Origin of the sequence: Chryseobacterium sp. S90 (genome assembly GCF_047444895.1) — a bacterium.
In the GTDB taxonomy this organism is placed as follows: domain Bacteria; phylum Bacteroidota; class Bacteroidia; order Flavobacteriales; family Weeksellaceae; genus Chryseobacterium.
This window is the reverse complement of sequence record NZ_JBLGCX010000001.1, coordinates 1652657-1671960: the sequence shown is the minus strand read 5'-3', so window position 1 is coordinate 1671960 and position 19304 is coordinate 1652657. Positions and strand designations below refer to the sequence as shown.

The following is a 19304-nucleotide window of genomic DNA, read 5'->3' as shown; positions in this document are numbered from 1 at the left end:
TCTTTAAAAATGAAAAAATTAATCATAAATCTGACATTGGCCGCTTCTGTTTTCATGCTTCAGTCCTGCGACAGAACATTTGAAGAAATCAATACAGATACCAGCAAAATAAAAGATCCTTCGGTGGGAAGTCTTCTTGCTCCTATTCAATATGAAATGGCGAGCTATGGTTATAACAGAGCTGATGATTTCACTTTTGATATCATGCAGATCGCTTTAGACTTTCCGAATGAAGGAAATACCTACAGCAGATACTATATGGATGAGAAAAGTGGTAACGGTTACTGGAATACCTCTTATAGATGGCTGAAGCAGGTAAGTGATCTGAGAAAATATGCAGAGAAAGAACAGAATAGTAATTATCTGGCGATATCAATGGTTTTAAATGCCTGGATAGCTTCCAATCTTACCGATGCTTTTGGTGATGTACCTTTATCTGAAGCAGTGAAGATTGAAGAAAATATTTTAAGGCCAAAATATGATAAGCAGAAAGATATCTACATTCAGTTGTTAAATGATCTGAAGACAGCCAATTCACTATTCAATCCAAATCAGGCATTAGCAGAAACAGATTTGTTTTACAATGCCAATACCAACAGCCAGACTGGTATCTTAGGTTGGAAAAAATTCTGTAACTCTCTTTCATTAAGATTATTGACCAGAATTTTGAGCAGAAACGGTGAAGTAAATGTACATGAAAGAATCCAGGAAATTGTCAACAACCCTGCACAATATCCTGTTTTTCAAAACAATACAGATAGCGCAGTGCTTCCGCTTTCAGGAGTATCTCCATATTTACCTCCAATTGCCCGTCCTCAGGATTTTACGGCCTACAGATCAGCAGGCGAGTTTTTTGTAAATGCGATGAAAGATAACAATGATCCAAGACTGAGCATGTTTTTTACGAAAGCTAAAGCAGGTTCAGGAGAAGATCTTGGGTATAAAGGAGCGCCTTCAGGATATGCTTTGGGAACAGCCTTCAATTATCAGCCTTCAAACCTTAATCAAAACCTGGCAAAAGCACCATTAAAAATCTTAATCATGACCTATTCTGAGGTTCAGTTTATCCTGGCAGAATTAGTCAACAAAGGGATTATTGCAGGAAATCAGCAAACCTATTACGAAACCGGAGTGAAATCTATCATTGAACAATGGGGAGCAACAGTTCCGGCCAATTACTTCAGCAATGCAAACGTAGCTTACGACGGTTCTCTGCAAAAGCTGATGCTTCAGAAATATATCTCCCTGTTTTTTGTAGACCATCAGCAATGGTACGAATACAGACGTACAAAACTGCCTGTACTTCCTAACAACGGAGGACTTCAGAACGGAGGGCAAATGCCTGTAAGATTTATGTATCCTACCACTACAAAAGTGATGAATACAGATAACTATAATGCAGCCGTACAGTCGATGGGAGGAGACAATATCAACGTAAAAATGTGGTGGAATAAATAACAGACTGAATTTAAAAAATTGAAAATAATTTAAAGATTAAAAGATAATGAGTATCAATATAAAATTTTTAGTGCCTTGCATCCTGGTTTCAGCAATGGCATTCTCTCAAACTTCTGTTTCAGGATATGTATACGAAGACAGCAGCAAAAACCAAAAGAAAGAAAACCGCGAAAAAGGAATTGAAGGTGTAGCCGTTTCTAATGGTGTTCATGTAGTTCTTACCGATAAAAACGGACGGTACAGTCTTCCGGTTCAGGAAGATCAGACTATTTTTGTCATCAAGCCTTCAGGATATCAGACTGCTTTAAATACGAACAACCTTCCACAATTTTATTATCATCATAAGCCAAAAGGATCTCCTGCAGATTTCAAATACAAAGGAGTTGCTGCTACAGGAGATCTTCCGAAAGAGCTGAACTTTCCGCTTTATAAGCAAAACGAAAATAAAAACTTTGATATCCTTGTTTTCGGAGACCCGCAGCCTTACACAGAAAAAGAACTGGATTACTTCAAAAGAGGAATCGTAAATGAAGTGAAAAATACCAAGAAAAATGCAGTACTGGGAATCAGTTTAGGAGATCTGGTAGGAGATAATTTAAGTCTTCAGAAGCCTTATGCAGACGTCATGAAAGAAGTCGGACTGCCTTGGTATAATGTGATGGGAAATCATGATATGAATTATGATGCGAAAGAAGATCGCCTTTCCGATGAAACATTTGAATCAAATTTTGGTCCTGCCAATTACTCTTTCAACTATGGTAACGTACACTTCATTATTTTGGATGATATTCTTTATCCTGATCCGAGAGATGGTAAAGGATATTGGGGAGGATTCCGCGAAGATCAGCTTCAGTTTATTGAAAACGACCTGAAACTGGTTGATAAAAATAAACTGATCGTTATTTCTTTCCATATTCCACTGGAGCATAATAATGAAGACAGTTTCAGAAATGCGGACCGTCAGAAATTATTTGATTTTCTGAATCCTTTCCAGAATGTATTACTTCTATCAGCACATACACATATCCAACAGCAGATTTTCTATGGAAAAAAAGCAGGCTGGAACGGAATAAAAGAACTGCACGAATATAATGTAGGAACTACTTGTGGTGACTGGTACTCAGGAACACCTGATGATGCCGGACTTCCTACCTCCACAATGAGAGACGGAACAGCAAAAGGATATTCATTCATCAGTTTTGAAGACAATCAGTATAAAGTAAAATACAAAACAGCCGGAAAACCGGATGATTATCAGATCAAATTATATATTCCGAAAGTCATTCCTTCCTCAAGAACCTCTGCAAAAATATTGGCTAATTTCTTCATGGGGAGCAAAAAAGACAAAGTAGAATACAGAATAGATGGCGGAAAATGGGAAGAAATGGAGTACGATGAAACCATAGACCCGAATTTTGCCCTTTCAGTTTTCAAATGGGATGCTACAGAGAAGATTTTCCCCGGAAGAAGACCTTCCAATCCCGAAATGTCAAAGCACATCTGGGAAGCCGATTTTCCTAAGAAACTACCATTAGGAAAGCATAAAGTGGAGGTGAAGGCTGTTGATATGTATGGAAATGAATTCTCAGCTTCAGAAGAGTTTGAAGTACAGAATTCAATCCAGATTCCTTAATCTTTATTTTTTTTACTATACCTTTTTTAGATTTTGAAACCGGTTCTCCATGAGCCGGTTTTAATTTTTTGATGAGGTTCTGGGAAACCACAAAAGTCACAAAAGTTTTTAAACACTCAATTTTTTAAGCTATGACTTTGAGTACAATGAAGTACACTTAGGCTTTATATAAAAAAATATACTTTTTCATCTTATATGAACTTTTATGCAGGATGATTACTTTCAAATATTCTCAATGTTAATCATCTTTTGTGACTTTTGTGGTTGAATAAAATATAAGTTAAATCTGTGTTTTCACAGCTTCGTAAAAATGTTCTTTTGTAACTTTGTACAAAGAAAAGTATCATTACTATGAATATAAATGGAAAAAATGCCATCGTAACAGGTGGTGGAAGAGGACTGGGAAAAGCTGTAGCATTAGCATTAGCCAATGAAGGAGTAAACGTTGCCATTACAGGAAGAAATGAGGAAAACCTGAAAATGACGGTTGAAGAAATCAAAAAACTGGGAGTAAATTCTTCATACGCAGTTTTTTCTGTAGACAATGAAATTCAGGTAAAAGCTGGAATAGAATCTTTGGCAGAACAATTGGGAGGCATTGATATTCTGATCAACAATGCAGGAATCGGAGACTTCGGAAGTATTGAAGAAATGCCTTCTGAAACATGGGAGCAGGTAATTAAAACCAATCTGTTTGGAGTATATTATGCAGCGAAAGCAGCTCACCCATTTATGAAAGCTAAAGGAGAAGGAGATATCGTCAATGTAGCTTCTACTGCAGGTCTGAAAGGAGGACCAAATATGTCCGCATACGCCGCTTCAAAAGCAGCAGTAGTATCTTTATCACAATCCATGATGGCTGAATGGAGAAAACAAAACATCCGTGTAATTACATTAACTCCAAGTACCATTGCTTCGGATATGAGCATCCAGGGCGGACTTACAGACGGAAATCCTGATAAAGTATTACAGCCGGAAGACTTTGCAGAATGGGTAAGAGATATTCTGAAAATGAACAGAAGAGCATTGATCGCAAATGGTTCAATCTTCTCGACAAACCCATAAGAGGTTTAAAATTTAAAGTTCAAGTTTCAAGGTTTAGAGTTTAAAGCTTTCAGAAAAGAACTCTTGATCTTCCTTGGATAACAAAAATTTAATAGAAGCGGGCTTTAGCCCGCTTTTTCTTTTCGTAAGCTCTATATGGCTTTAGCCAAAACCTGGAATTTTTCACATTTAAAAAAAATAATACGGAAATATCTTTTTATAATAAGTTTTGGCTAAAGCTAATGGTATTGTGTTTGTTTTTAAGACGGGCTAAAGCTCACCCCTATTGAATATAGTATATGCAATCATCTGTTGAAATCCGTGCAATCTGTGGGAAAAAATAGATAATAAAAATATAAGATTCTTCACTGCATTTCATTCAGAATGACAAAAACCAAATAATTTGACGTTTGAGACTACATTTCAAAAAATCTGTGGATAAAAATCAAAAAAATCCCCGGTTTCAGCCAAAAATTACCTCATCATTTTTTTAACAATAATAACATTAGTATTTTTGCAGCAAATTAGTCACATGCAAAATTATTTAGAATTCAATTTCAAAATTTCTCCATTGCAGCCTTGGAATGAAATTTTAATGGCAGAGCTTATAGAAATAGGTTTTGACAGCTTTACAGAAGAAATTGACGGAATTTTAGGATATATCCAGACAGAATTGTTTCAGGAAGATCAGTTGAAGGCCCTTCCTATCTTTGAAAACGAAAACGTAAAAATCGAATACACTTTTGAAGAAATGCCGAATATCAACTGGAATGAAGAATGGGAAAAGAATTTTTCTCCAATCAATATTGATGATAAAGTATTGATCAGAGCAGAGTTCCACGAATCGGTGCCGGGAATGCATGAAATTATCATTCAGCCTAAAATGTCTTTCGGAACAGGACATCACCCTACAACCCACCTGATGATCCAGCAAATGATGGATATTGACTTCAATGGCAAAAAGGTATTGGATATGGGATGCGGAACTTCTGTATTGGCAATCTATGCAAAACAGCAGGGAGCAGGAGATACAAAAGCTATTGATATTGATGAATGGTCAGTAGAAAACTCAAAAGAAAACTCAGTAAGAAACGGTGTAGAATTAGATATTGAGCAGGGAACTGCTGAAAACTTAGGAAAAGAGAATTTTGATATTATTTTAGCTAATATCAACAGGAATATCCTGATTTCAGATATCCCAACTTATGTTTCAGTATTGAATAAAGGCGGTAAATTATTGCTTTCAGGATTGTGCTTCTTTGACGTAGATGATATCCTTGAAGTATGTAAAGAAAGCGGTCTTGAGCTTAAAAAACAACTACAGCGTGAAGAATGGGTAAGTCTTCTGCTTGAAAAATAACACACACAAAAAACAAAATACGAATATGAAAACTTTATTGACAGCTTTATTGATACTGATGCTGCAGTTTTTTACAGCGCAGGAAAATGAAGTATATGCAGATGGGGTCTTTGGTTTTGAAGAAAATAAAGCGCAAAAGATTTTTACAGATTGGACTCGTGTGAGACTAGACCCGGGAGTGAATACTCAGGTTGTAGATTCATTGCAGACCAATCAGCAGGTAATGATTCTTAAAAAAGAAGAAACTGTTCTGAAATTAGGTGAAAGAGCTGCCAATTGGTATAAAATCTCTTATCAGAAAGGAGAAAATACTTTGGAAGGATATATCTGGGGTGGTAATCTTTGTGTAGGGTATCGTAACAAAAATGGGTATGATTTCCTTTTCGGGCTTTCCAAAACGATTGACAGGAAAAATAAAGAATACAACCAGATCGAAAAACAAAATATTGCCGGGATAAAAGTTTTGGAAGGAAATACACTTATTGATGAGGTGTATTTTGATACTGGGAAGGGAGAGGAGCTAAGCTCTGCATCCTTCAATATAGAAAGCAGCCATAAACTACAGAATGTTGAATTTACCCTTAAAGCAATGGTTTCCGGTGAAGCCTGTGGAATAGCAAGCTATGATCAGTATGTTCTTTTTAAAGATAAAAAACTGATTACCCTTCCACAGTTGATGAACGTAGGGGATGCCGGAGCTTTTTATCACAGTGAAGAATATGTTTTCCCTAATGATAAAGGAGGGATTCCCAATGCGTTTATCCTTAAAGTAGAAGATATGGAAGTAGATGAAAAAGACAGAGAGAAGAAAAAGCATTCTTCCAGAACCTATCTTTGGAACGGAAGTTCTTATAAGTTAAAATAATATCTCAAAATAAATTAAACCGTTGTAACCACAGCGGTTTTTTATTGTATAAATGTAAAAAAATAGGATTGGAACAAACCAATCCTACCAAACATGATTAAGTGTATAGTTGAGCCATAAAGGCTACAGGGAATTAAAGTGCACAAAAAGATTTTTATTGATCCTTAATCAATGTTTCCTTAATACTAATTAAACTAACTAAGTGACCTTGCGGCAACATTTACCATGTAAAAGTAACAGGTCTTTTCGTCTATAAAAGTAAAAGATAAGCTGATGCTGCAAAATTAGTTGGTGAAACGGTGTTTTTAACCAGTGAAACGAATAGGATAGCCTCTCTTGTTATTTGCGGATAAGTATTCTGTTTCATTAAGGCAGGAAAAGCCTTATTAATGGCATTGATTTTAATTGTTCCTTATGATTCGTTATAATAATGGGATTAATTGAAATTTGATAAGCTTATTATCGTTTATTTATATTGCCAGGCTTCTGTTTAAAACTATAAAGAAGAGTGAAGAATAATATTTGGAACTTTTTTGTCAATTTATAAAACAAAAAAAGACTCACTATTTCTAGTAAGTCTTTAAGTGAGCGCGAAAGGATTCGAACCTTTGACCGTCTGCTTAGAAGGCAGATGCTCTATCCAGCTGAGCTACGCACCCATTAAGTAATTTTGAGAAAACTACTAAAACAGTCGGGGCGGCAGGATTCGAACCTGCGACCTCCTGGTCCCAAACCAGGCGCGATGACCGGACTACGCTACGCCCCGAGGGTGTCATCAGTAACGATATTTACTTCGTTTTTGCGGTTGCAAAGGTACAATACTTTTTTAAATAAAAAAATAAAATGAAGAATAATTTTTAATTAATTTTTGGTGAATAGAATTTTATTAACTTTACCTGGTTAATAACCATTGACTTATCGTGTTTGAAAAATGATGAAAAAATTTTCATTTTTTTTCTCTTTCTTTCCTTTTTGAAATTTGAAACCGTTTATTCATGGGTTCTGTTCACAATAATGAATTTCTCAGTGATCGTTCTGCTACATGAAAGAAATTATAATTTTTTTTCTCTCTGTTAAAAAATGTTAAAAAAAAACTTGTGGTATCTATTTCTTTTATAAATTTGCAAAAAAAAATTAATACCACGATAATACTATGAAAAAATCAGCCATTTTCATCTCTTTCTACTACCTTATTCTGAATTTTTAAGATAGTTATCTTTTTTTGGTTAATTTTCAAACTAAACTTCAGTTGGCTATTGCTGACTATTTATTTGGCAAAAAACATCTAATATGTATAACCCTTTTTATTCTAGGGCATTCGCGATAATTTGTTTATCGTGTTCTGTGTCTGTTTATTCTCAACTGGTGGGATCTGACGCCCAACTATGGGAAAAAGCCAATCCAACACTTCGCGAAGTAACGAAGTGCAAAGATGAAAATTTACTCAATTTTCATTGTGGTATCAAGGATAAGCTTTTCAAGAAATATATTAAATACAGTAAAAATAAGAGCCATACTCTTACAGCGGTCCACCGATCGAAGGAAGATGAATTGATATGGGAAAATACTGAGAAAAAGATTTCGCTAGGAAATAGCAACTTTAAAACTGGTGGAGAAAAAACTGTTGAAATTAGAAAAAGACCAAGTGTTTTTTCGTTTGTAGCAGTTGCAGATCCGAACCGTGATAAGTCTGATAGCTTGAAAATTAAATTTGAAGATCAGAATCTTTATGAGATGATATTTTTTCCAAGAAAAGCAAAATCTTCAGATCTTGGTAAAATACACTCCTATCTCTCTATTAAATACGGAATTTCACTGGAAAAGGGGAAATATTATAGCAGTGATGGAAAGGTAATCTGGGATCCGGAAAAACATAAAGAATTTAGATATAAACCCACTGGATTAGGAAGAGACAATGGGAATGAACTCTATCAAAAACAGTCTTCCAATCAGGCTGATCTGTTTTTGACAATTGGGAAAAATTCTATTGAAAGAACAAATGTCGAGAATCAGGCTGTTTTTGAGAATAATCAGTTTGTTATTTGGTCTGATGATAATAATGAACTGACTTTAAAAAACGACGGTACCTTTGATGTTTTGCAAAAAAACTGGGAAATCAATTTTATAGGTAATAGAGTTCCTAAAACTGATTATAGTGTAAGAATATTAAAAGAAACGGTGAATCCAAGGTCTTTACCTATTGCTTATTGGATGTTCCTGAAAAAACCTGACGGAAGTATTCAGAAAGTTCAAGGATCTGAAGCTGCAAATTATATCATTTTTAATAAAGTTGATTTCCTTAATGATTTTGATAGTGGTGATACAGCTCATTTCACTTTTGCAGTAAGTCCATTGAAAAGTGCTAAGAATGAACGAGCGAATGAAAATCCAGATTCCAGATTATTAATTAACGGAGAGTTATCACTGAATCTAACTAAAATTAATCTTTATCCGAATCCAGTTAAAAAAGGACAAACTTTTACAGTTACTTTCCCTCCTATGGAAGGACTTGGAATTTCCATTTATGATGGATCAGGAAGATTGGTCAAATTTGATAATATTGACCGAAAATCAAATCATTACACTGGTCAGCTGGAAGTTCAAAGTGCTTACATTATTAATCTTATCCAAGATAAAAAAATCATAAAAACGTTCAAATTAATTGTTGATTAAACTAAACCATGAAAATAAATACGGATCAATTTCCTGTTACGAGGAAGTCTTGTTTACTGATAGGCTTCTTTGCGTTGATGTTTGTCTTTGCGAGCTTTACCAAAGAAGACAGGCAGAAGGTACAGGTATTCAAAAAAGAGCTGATAAGTAAATGGACTGATAAAAAAGTTGATTTACTTGATCAGGATGCAAAAGAAAATCCTTTTAATCAATTTACACAATCTGAAAAATTATCTGAAAAGAATATTTTAGATGAAAATCATTCTGTATTTTTAAATTCAGCAAAGGAAAATTTAGGATTCTCTGAGTTTAAAAATGATGTTGCTGTCGACAATAAGAATTTTTATCCATCAAAGGAAAAAGAAGGAACTATTGGAGCTTTCACGGATCAGGAAGAAGATGAAGTTTCTGATAACTTCTTTACCATTGACATTCCATCTGCGGAAAAAAACACTGTAGCATATCTTGAATACGATCTGTTTGGATTGGCTTCCCATGAGTCAGTATCCAGATCTATTAATCATAATATTGCAATAGGAGGAGGAGTTATTGTTCCAAGCGCAAAATGGAGTCATCAAAAAGAGGAAATCAATTCGGAACTTATAAAAACAGGTTCCAATTCCATATTATTTACTTCACCTTCAGCCGGGGTAAAATACAAAGTAAAAAACTTACGTATTGTTTTTGAAAAAGATAAAAAGTCTGATAATGATCTAATCGTAAGTTCTGTACTGTCAGGAGATCAGTTGTATGTAAAAGGAAAGACAGCATCGTTATCAGATGTGGTAGTTAATAATGAAGTTGTTGCTGTAAAAAATGGTGAGTTTGAAAAAGTTGTCAAACTTTCAGAGAAAAATAAGGCAGAGGGTTCATTCTCTGTTATTGCAGGAGGCATAACTAATGCTTACAAAATTCCAGCTTCAACAAAAGCCTTTAAAGTAATTGACCATTACTATGCAAAACCAAAAGGTGTTGAAATTTCAAAAGATAAAGAATTCAGTATAAGCTATGAAAATATGAATGTTTCTATAGAAAAAGGAACATCAGAATTGGCTTACATTGAAGTTCTGAAATTAAGAGAAAAAGATATTCCTGCGGTATCTCAGGGACTTAAAAATGTAACCTTGAATAATGCCGCTTACAGATTTTCTGTAATTTCCGGGAAGCTGGAGAAAAAAGCAAAGATCACCATTCCTTACGATACGAAAAGGCTGGGATTGTTTTCTCCTAAAGACATTAAAATTTTCCATTTTGATTATGCCAAGAAACAATGGGTAGCAGATAAGTCAGTTGTTGATGAGAAAAATAAAACGGTAATGGTAGAAGGAGATGGAGATCATGATTATATCAACGGAATTATTTCCGCTCCGGAATCTCCCCAAACAACAGCCTTTTCGCCTACGAGTATCAGCGGATTGAAAGCAGCTGATCCAATGGCTGGCATGCAACTGATGAATGCACCTACAGCAAATCAGAAAGGTGATGCCAATATGAATTACCCTATTAAAGTTCCTGCAGGATTGGGAGGATTACAGCCGTCTTTAGCAATAGGATACAATAGTGGCGCCGGTAACGGATGGATGGGTGAAGGATGGGATCTTCAGGGATTATCTGCGATTACAGTAGATACCAGATGGGGAACGCCTATGTTTGGTAGCCAGGAAACAGAACTATATACCTTGGATGGCGAAATGCTTGTTTATCCTGGGGGCTACCTGCCTCACAGACATAATAATGTAAGTGAAACATCTACGGATATTACAACTGCAAGGCAATCAAGAAATGCAACAGGAAAAAAACAGTTTTATCTTAGAAAGAATCATGATTTTACACTTATAGAAAGGGAGGGAAATAGCATAAGCACTTATTCATGGACAGTTACCTCTACCAATGGTACTAAAAGCTATTATGGCGGAAGTGATAACTCTGTTATAAAAAATAGTGAAGGCCAGATTGTTCATTGGGGATTGAGAATGATAGAAGATGCCCATGGCAACAAAATGCTTTTCACTTATCAGAATAATACATTAGATCTTGGAATAAACAATAATATAACTGGAGGAGTTTATTTTCATATTCAAAAAATAACCTATGGAAAGAATCAGGATTATAGTGTTAATTTTATTGCTGAAACCGGGATTAGCAGAAAAGATATCAGTATCAATGCTAAACAGGGGGTAAAAAGGGTGGAACCGTATCTTTTAAGATCAATTGATATAAAACATAAAACAGAAAGAATACGAACATATGGTGTAGAATACGAAGATGGACAATTTAATAAAACAAGGTTAAAAAGATTATACAGTCAGGTATACAACATTAAGCTTGTTAATCCGCTTCCTATTATCGATGACTATTCTTTTGAATACTATAACCCGGTAGAAAATAATCAGATATTTGGACCTGATACCCAGGTACAGGTACAGAATTCTGAAAATGTCTATAATGGACTGATCGAAAACATCCTAAAACCCTCCAAAATCAATGGAAATATTTCCTCTGAAAATGGATTAAACTTCAGACCGGCTGCTGGGTTGAATTTCTTTTATTCTTCCAATGATGCATATGGGCATCTGATGTTTGGATTCCCTTTTGGATATTCTACTGCTGAAGCAAAAAATGCACAGCAGCTTATTGATTTTAATGGAGATGGTATTCAGGATATGATTTACAGAACTTCTTCTGAACTGAAATTCAGTCAGGGAACACTGGACCAATATGGGAATTTATCATTTTTACCAGCAAAGCCCTTATTGAATTATAATAATAACTTTACTTATACTGAAACCAAAACCAACAATTCAGGATGGGATATGGGAGCAGTTGTATACAGCAAATCCCAGATTAAATCTACATCCAGAGGAACCACATCCACCTATCTGATTGATGCTAACTCTGACGGATTAGTTGATATTGTCAATAATGGGCAGGTATGGTTTAATAAATATAATAAGATATCACAACAGCCTGAAATGACCAAACATTCTGAATTCACAGAAAATATGGTAGTGAAGGATAAACCAATAGCACCTCCGGTTTTACCACCGGTTGATCCTATTGTTACTCCAGATGTTCCGGCAGTACCAATTACTGATGTTGTAAAAGTATGGATAGCCTCACAGGATGGTTATATCACGATTAAAGATAATATATCCGTACCTCCTTATACTGGAGATCCGAATGATTTACCCATAAAAATGTATTATTCGGTGGAAGCCCCTTATATGTCTTCGGGTGCTTCTGTTAATACAAGAGTTTATCTTACGGAACTGAATCCCGGGGGCCTTGCGAAAAATATCTCGATCTCGAAGTATAATGATTATTATACAGAAATGAATACTATTTCCCCGGGATCTAATACGGTATCCAATCAGGTAGGAGCTGCTAATAGTTCCAACAGGATTTTTGTAAAAAGTGGTGAGAAAGTTTATATAAGATTGCATAAAAGCCAGAATAAGAATTTAGAGGTAAACTCTAATCCGGAAGTTATTTATGTTGATCCCTCAACAGGATCCCCTTTGTCAAGCAAGTTTATATTTCAGGATCAGTTTAAGCTGAATAATGGAAATTATGGAAGCAATTTCCTGACCAATAATTTATTATCATCAGTGTATCTGGATGGTACGGGGACAGCAAATATTACAGTGGAAAGTGTTAATTTTAACTCTAGTACTGATAGCTTTACCTTTAAAATAATTGCGGAGAACGCTAATACTGGTGCTGTTACAGTGCTTCATTCTTCAGAATATATTCAGTCGTATGATCCTTTTATTACTGAGGCTTTTACAGGTACTTTGAATGTGAATTCAAGTGAACCAGTGTACTTGAAGTTTATTGTAGAATCTGATTCTCATGCATCATTTTTAAATAGTAACTGGAAGGATAAAATCAAAGTAAATTATAATGCCGTTTCAAATAATAATACTTCAGTCAACGTAGAACTATATCCCGTTGCTCAATATCCTTCATATGCCGTAACACAACTAAGAGGAAGAATAGACCTTAGAAGTACACAGGATAATCCTAATATCGTTAGTGGGAAAAGAGCTTATGGTGTTCAGATAGACAAAGGGGTTACAAACTTTTCTACTCTTTCAACCGGATCGTTTTATTACGTAATCAAAACCGGATCTACAGTTATGGGAAAAAGAAAAGTAACTGTAGCTGCTAACGGAGCTAACTCTGTGATTAAAGAAGAGGATATGATTGGCGCTTTTGATGTTCCAGGAATAAGTCCTATCAATTTTTATAAGGGAGATTTGACAATACCTGAATTTGGTCAACCCCATCTTGTAAATATTCAGGTATACTGTAAAACAGACGGTGATTATGCTTTATTTAATAAATATTCTCAATACTTCCAAGGGAAACCATTCAAAATTTACGGAAGTGGTGAGCTGATTACCTCTGTACCGCCGACTTCGGTAAATACAGCAATGTATAACCCAAAAACTACTGTCTATAATAACTGGGGGCAATTTTTATACAATCCGGGAATTATAGAAGCTTATACCTATGGAAAGCCAATTGAAGCAGAAACTATGACTCCGGGTAATGTAGCTCAAAATACTTATCCACAATGTATTCAGCAGCCTCCTTTAACTGCAGAGGAGTTGGCTAAGTGTATTGATAACTTACCTAATGCAAATCCTAATACAGGAAATAATACACTTTCCCAATTTGTTTCTCCAATGAAACCACATAGTTCACTGGTAAATACAGGGGGTACGAATTACACCGTTAAAAGTATTTGGGTGGGAGCCGGAGACAATCAGTTTGCTTCTGCAAGTTCTTTCAAGGATGATGAAACTGTAAATTATTTCAATAATCCTATACCTAATACACCATCGGTAACACCTACTACTCTGGTAACAGGAGTACTTTCATTGGATACCACAATGAAGGCTATCAGTAGAAAACAGAGCAGCTACACCCGTAATACAACGAATACATTAAGTGTAGCATCAGGGAATATAAGTGGATCTGCAGCCGAATCTGAAACTGTACCTTGGGGGAACGGAAGTATCGAAACTCAGACATTCTCAGACATTAATGGTGATGGTTATCCTGATATGGTTTATCCGGAATCTATTCAAATGACGAACTCAGTCGGAAGTTTAGAGGATATAAGCCTGGTTGCCTCGGGAGGCTTCCCTACTGATTCTAATACTTATCAGAAGATGAATTCTCTGGGATTCTCTTACAATCTTTTCTCGGCTAGTGGAAGAATAAGTGTAAATGGTCTTTTAGGAACAACTTCAAAAGGAGATGCTTCAATGCCTTGGTCAGGATCAGGATCTGTCAGTGCAGGAGTTACTAAGTATTTTAACTCATTTGATTCAGGAAGAAATTTTTGGATGGATATTAATGGAGATGGACTTCCTGACAGAGTGGTAGCTGGAGGCGATCTGAATATGGGGGTAATGCTCAACCTGGGGAAAAAACTGTTAACGCGGAAACCTGTTGAAAATATGCTTACTTACCGATCTCATCCGATAGGAAGTGAAAATATTTCTATTGGCGGAGGTTTAGGGTCTTCAGCAAATATGAGTGCATTAAGCAGCTTTGGATTTGGGATCAGTGCAAGTTTGGGAGGCTCGGCTTCAAAAGGGACCGCTGATGTTGTATATGAAGATATAAACGGAGATGGTCTCATTGATATTCTAGAGGTAAAAAACTGTGATGGCTTAGCAGGATGTGTTAAATCAACCAGTGTTCGTTATAATTTAGGACATAAATTTGATGCTGCAATTCCATTACTTAAAACAGTAGGAAATGTGGATTTCACCGAAGAAAGTGGCTCGTATAATGGTTACTTCTCTTTTGGGGGGCATTTTATGCTGAATATAGGGCCTATCCCGATTATTCCTCCTGCTCCGATCCTGAATCTTTTCATAAAAGTAGGGGCAGGGGCCACTGCCAACCTGGGGATCAATGTTTCTGATACCCAAAAGGCTTTCAGAGATATGAACGGAGATGGATTTGTAGACCTTGTCGTAGATAATAATAATGGATTTATAGTCAATTACTCTCTGATTGGGAAAACCAATAAACTGAAATCTGTTACTCAAAACATAACCAAAGGGAAGTACATTATAGACTATCAGTTTACACAGCCGAACTATGGGGATCCACATGCAAAGCTGGTGGTTAAAGAGGTTAAAATATTAAACCCGGATGTCTTTAGTACAGACTATACGCTTTCCAGTACAGAGAAAGATATTGTAACCCGATATAAATTTGAAAATTCCAGTTATGACAGAAGAGAAAGAGATAATTTTGGTTTTGGAAAAGTAACACGTGAAGAAATAAATATCGATGGAAATCCTTACCGTAAAGCTGAGGAGACGTATTATAACACAAGTTATTTCTTAAATGGATTAATTAAAGAAAGTAAAATCCTTTCGGGAAATGATGAGTTAATTTCCAAAGTGATCTATAACTATCGTTTATATAAATTTAAAGATAATACAACCAAAATAGACCCTAATTACTTAACCGAAAGTTTTGATACCGGGGGAACAGAAGGTAGAAAAATGGCTGCCGTTTTGTTGAATACAAAGATCAATACGAGATTTGAAAATGGCGGGCAAATAGAAACTACGGAAAAAATGGAGTATGATTATAATACCGGATTGATTTCAAATTATATCTATACCAGCCCTACCAATTCGTATAAATCTGTGATCACTTATTGGACCGGACTGAATAAGAATATGATCGCAGTACCAAAAGAGATCAATGTATATGACGGAGCAGGTTCTATTCTTTTAAGGAAGAGAAAAACCCAGGATGTAAATGTTAATACAGGAGATATAGGAAAATACATTGTATTTGATGGTTCTCAGGATATCATAACAGATTATACTTATGAATCTTCCGGTAATGTTAAAACCGTAACTTATCCGCCTGATGAATCACAGAACAGATATTCTATATCCTACGAATATGATGATGAAACTGGTAAGTATGTAATAAGGACAACAGATGCCTTTGGATATATTTCCTTTGGTCAGTACAGTCCTTATTTGGATGTATTAACAAAAAGTACAGATATCACAGGAAATGTAATACAATATGGGTATGATGACTATGGAAGGCCTATATCCATCATTGAACCTTATAGTCCTGCAAATGTTTCTACAATAACTCACTCTTATTATTATGATCATTATGGTATGCCGAGTTCAGATCAGAATATTAAAATATTCCGTGCAAGAACCTCACATTATGATGCAGACCATACGAATAATCTTATCAATACGGATTCCTATTCAGACTTCATGGGAAGAGTGATACAGGTGAAGAAAGATATTGATGTAAGTGGTGTGGAAAAAAGATCTGTTTCAGGAAGATCTGTTTTTGATGTATTCGGAAGAACAATAGAACAGTATCATCCGGTACAGGAAGATCAGATGACAGATAATCTTAACCTGTCAATTGCTCAGAATGTCGTAAGAAATACATACGACCACTCTGATAGGATTACGAATATTAAATATGAAGACAACGTTGAAAAATCAATTGGCTACGAAATAGAAGGGAATCTGTTTAAAAGTATCGAAGAATTGGATGTTACCAGAACAGAGACTTTTACCAATGCGGAAGGACAAGTTGTTGAGAAAATAAATTATCTGAGTAGTGACCCGCTGTCTACAAAATTTGAATACAATACAATAGGTGAACTGCTTAACGTAACTGATCCGCAGGGTATTAAAACGACCTATAAGTATAACCTTGCCGGAAGAAGAACAGAAATGTTACATCCTGATAAAGGGCTTACTACTTATGTATATGATGCTGCAGGACATCTTACCTGGTTTGGAACTCCAAATCTGGCAAATGATCCTACTATACAAACCCATCAGATTCATTATAAATATGATAAGAACAGACTGACAGATATTATACTTCCTGATCTTCCGAGCGGAGTTACTAATCCTAATAACGTTCATTACAATTATATGCCTGCCAATTCAGGAAATAATTCCGGAAGGATTACGACAAAAACAGACGGGACAGGTTATACCAATTACAATTATGGTAAGCTGGGTGAAGTAATATCAGAAACCCGCAGAATATTCGGATACAATATTCAAACGATGGAATTCAAAACGGATTATGTCTATGACAGTTGGAACCGTTTGAAAAAGCTGACCTATCCGGATGGAGAACAGCTTACTTACAGTTATGACCTGGGGGGAAACCTTAAAACGGTAACCAACGGAAGTTATAATTATATTCAGAATATCAAATATGACCTTTATGAGCAGAGAACAGCAGCCAACTATGGAAATGGAACAAGAACAGATTATTCATATATTGCTACCAACAGAAGGTTAAATCACTTTGGATTATGGAGCAATTCCAATGCATTCTTATCCAACAGCTATGAATATGATAAGAGAGGAAATATTATCCGTCTTGCCAATGACGTAGGAGTAACTCCGAATCAGATGGGAGGAACCTATGCTTTCAAATATGGATATGATACTTTAAACAGATTGATTGGTACGGAAAGTGATATGGGTCTTAATGATAAAGGGGGAACTCCTACAACACCCAATACTTCTCCATATGCACAAAGTAACTCACATTTTGAGCTTAGAAAGGTAACATATAACGAAAGTGGAGGAATTGTATTGAAGGAGCAGGTGCATCAGATCGACCAGCAGCCGAACCCATTGAATACTTATTCTAATAACTATAAGTATATTCCGGAAACTCATAAAGTGAAGACAATTATTGATGGTAATATCAGTGGTACGCAGCAACTTTTCGCCTATGATGAAAATGGGAATACCATTGAGCATGTTGATGAATTTGGTTCTAAGAAGATGTTCTGGGATGAGCAGGATCGTTTGAAAGCATTCTATAGTGACGACTCCGGAGTATACCAGTATTATGCGTACGACGACAAAGGAGAAAGAACAATAAAGTACAATCTTCATGGAAGTTCTCAGTTGTATCAGAACGGAGAGTTGGTAGATCCGGGTAGCTTAAGCTTAACTGATTATACTTTGTATCCTAATCCGTATGTAACGGTATCCTTAAACGGACAGTATACCAAACATTATTTTGAGGGAGCAACCCGATTTGCCAGCAGAGTGATGGATGGAAGCAATATTTTTGTGCCATTAAACCTTAGAACATCAGAGCAGGGAACCACAATGAGAGAACCTGATCCTTCTGTTGACTTTAAAACATACCTTGAAAAAGCAGGTGTAGGAGATATTTCCTTATCAGAGTTGAATACTTTAAACGGACCAGCCAGCCAGTTAGGATTATACTATTTACATAATGACCATTTAGGAACAGCAACATTTGTTACCAATTCCAGTGCTCAGAGTACACAGTTTTTCTTAAATTTACCATTCGGTGAGACGATGCTGGAGCAGCAAACAGGTGTATATGATAACCCATATAAGTTTAATGCAAAAGAGCTTGACAGAGAAACAGGGTTGTATTATTACGGAGCAAGATATTATAACCCAAGAGCGAGTATTTGGTATGGGGTGGATCCGTTGGCAGTTTACAACCCAGCAATGGAGAATCAGTTTTATGGTGATGGCGAACATAATGGAGGAGTATTTTATTGGGGTAATCTAAATCCTTATATTTATACATATCAGAATCCGATTAAATATATTGATCCTAATGGTAAGCAGACATTAGCAATTAAAGATGGCTCAATTCTTTTAAATGAAAATTTTAGTACTTTGGCAAAATATATACCTCAACGATCAGGTGAGGAACTAAGACAGAAAACTATTGCTAGAGGATTTATAAGTAATGCAGCTCTTAATCAGAATGCAGAGCCTAATACGACATATCTGTTTTCTCATGGTCACTATTACAAAAATGGAAGTATATCAAGAACATATTTAAGTTTATATGATAAAACTCAGGAAGAAGGAAATAAATATCAACCTGCATATGATACAAAACAGCTTAAAGAAATATTAAGTATTGATAAGATAGATTCATCTTTTTTAGATAAAAAAAATCATAATTTAATTTTGTTAGGCTGCTATGGTGGAGACGGTAAAGGATCTGCGGCACAAGTTCTATCTGTAGAAAATCCAAACTTAACTGTTGTAGGTGCTACCAAGACAGTTATTTATGATCAGAATGGAATTAAAGGAACTTATGATGAAACAACAAAAGAAAAAGGAAGATGGAATGTATATAAGAATGGAAAAGTTATTAAAAGTTTTGAATGGAATTGGAAGCCTAATTCTGCAGATATTAATAAATTAAAAAACAATTAA

At 35.5% G+C, this 19304-nt stretch carries 7 protein-coding genes and 2 tRNA genes; 7 read left to right on the top strand and 2 right to left on the bottom strand.

Annotation, left to right across the window (positions count from 1 at the left end; translation table 11 throughout):
• The first annotated feature begins 9 nt into the window (after positions 1 to 9).
• From ACLMCG_RS07675 to ACLMCG_RS07655, 5 genes are all read left to right on the top strand, one after another.
• A complete protein-coding gene (locus ACLMCG_RS07675) occupies positions 10 to 1458 on the top strand; it encodes a SusD/RagB family nutrient-binding outer membrane lipoprotein (protein ID WP_413959391.1) in 1449 nt (482 codons plus the stop codon).
• 46 nt (positions 1459 to 1504) lie between these two features.
• Positions 1505 to 3091: a calcineurin-like phosphoesterase C-terminal domain-containing protein gene (locus tag ACLMCG_RS07670; protein ID WP_413959390.1), complete on the top strand. Its 1587-nt coding sequence runs from the start codon at positions 1505 to 1507 to the stop codon at positions 3089 to 3091.
• Between the two features lie 351 nt (positions 3092 to 3442).
• Complete coding sequence (locus ACLMCG_RS07665) at positions 3443 to 4156, top strand: 3-ketoacyl-ACP reductase (protein ID WP_413959389.1); 714 nt, start codon at positions 3443 to 3445, stop codon at positions 4154 to 4156.
• 511 nt (positions 4157 to 4667) lie between these two features.
• Positions 4668 to 5495, top strand: a complete 828-nt coding sequence (gene prmA, locus ACLMCG_RS07660) for a 50S ribosomal protein L11 methyltransferase (RefSeq protein WP_413959388.1) — start codon at positions 4668 to 4670, stop codon at positions 5493 to 5495.
• Positions 5496 to 5520: 25 nt separating this feature from the next.
• The gene (locus ACLMCG_RS07655; RefSeq protein ID WP_413959387.1) at positions 5521 to 6360 is read left to right on the top strand and encodes an SH3 domain-containing protein; all 840 of its coding nucleotides are present in this window, start codon (positions 5521 to 5523) and stop codon (positions 6358 to 6360) included.
• A gap of 585 nt (positions 6361 to 6945) precedes the next feature.
• Here the strand turns inward: ACLMCG_RS07655 and ACLMCG_RS07650 are convergent.
• Positions 6946 to 7019: transfer RNA gene (locus ACLMCG_RS07650), tRNA-Arg, on the bottom strand.
• 32 nt (positions 7020 to 7051) lie between these two features.
• Positions 7052 to 7126, bottom strand: a tRNA-Pro gene (locus ACLMCG_RS07645).
• A 578-nt stretch (positions 7127 to 7704) separates the two neighbouring features.
• On the opposite strand from ACLMCG_RS07645, the gene ACLMCG_RS07640 reads away from it, so the two are divergent.
• On the top strand, positions 7705 to 9033 hold the full coding sequence (locus tag ACLMCG_RS07640; protein ID WP_413959386.1) for a T9SS type A sorting domain-containing protein: 1329 nt from the start codon (positions 7705 to 7707) through the stop codon (positions 9031 to 9033).
• A gap of 8 nt (positions 9034 to 9041) precedes the next feature.
• On the top strand, positions 9042 to 19304 hold the full coding sequence (locus ACLMCG_RS07635; protein ID WP_413959385.1) for a SpvB/TcaC N-terminal domain-containing protein: 10263 nt from the start codon (positions 9042 to 9044) through the stop codon (positions 19302 to 19304).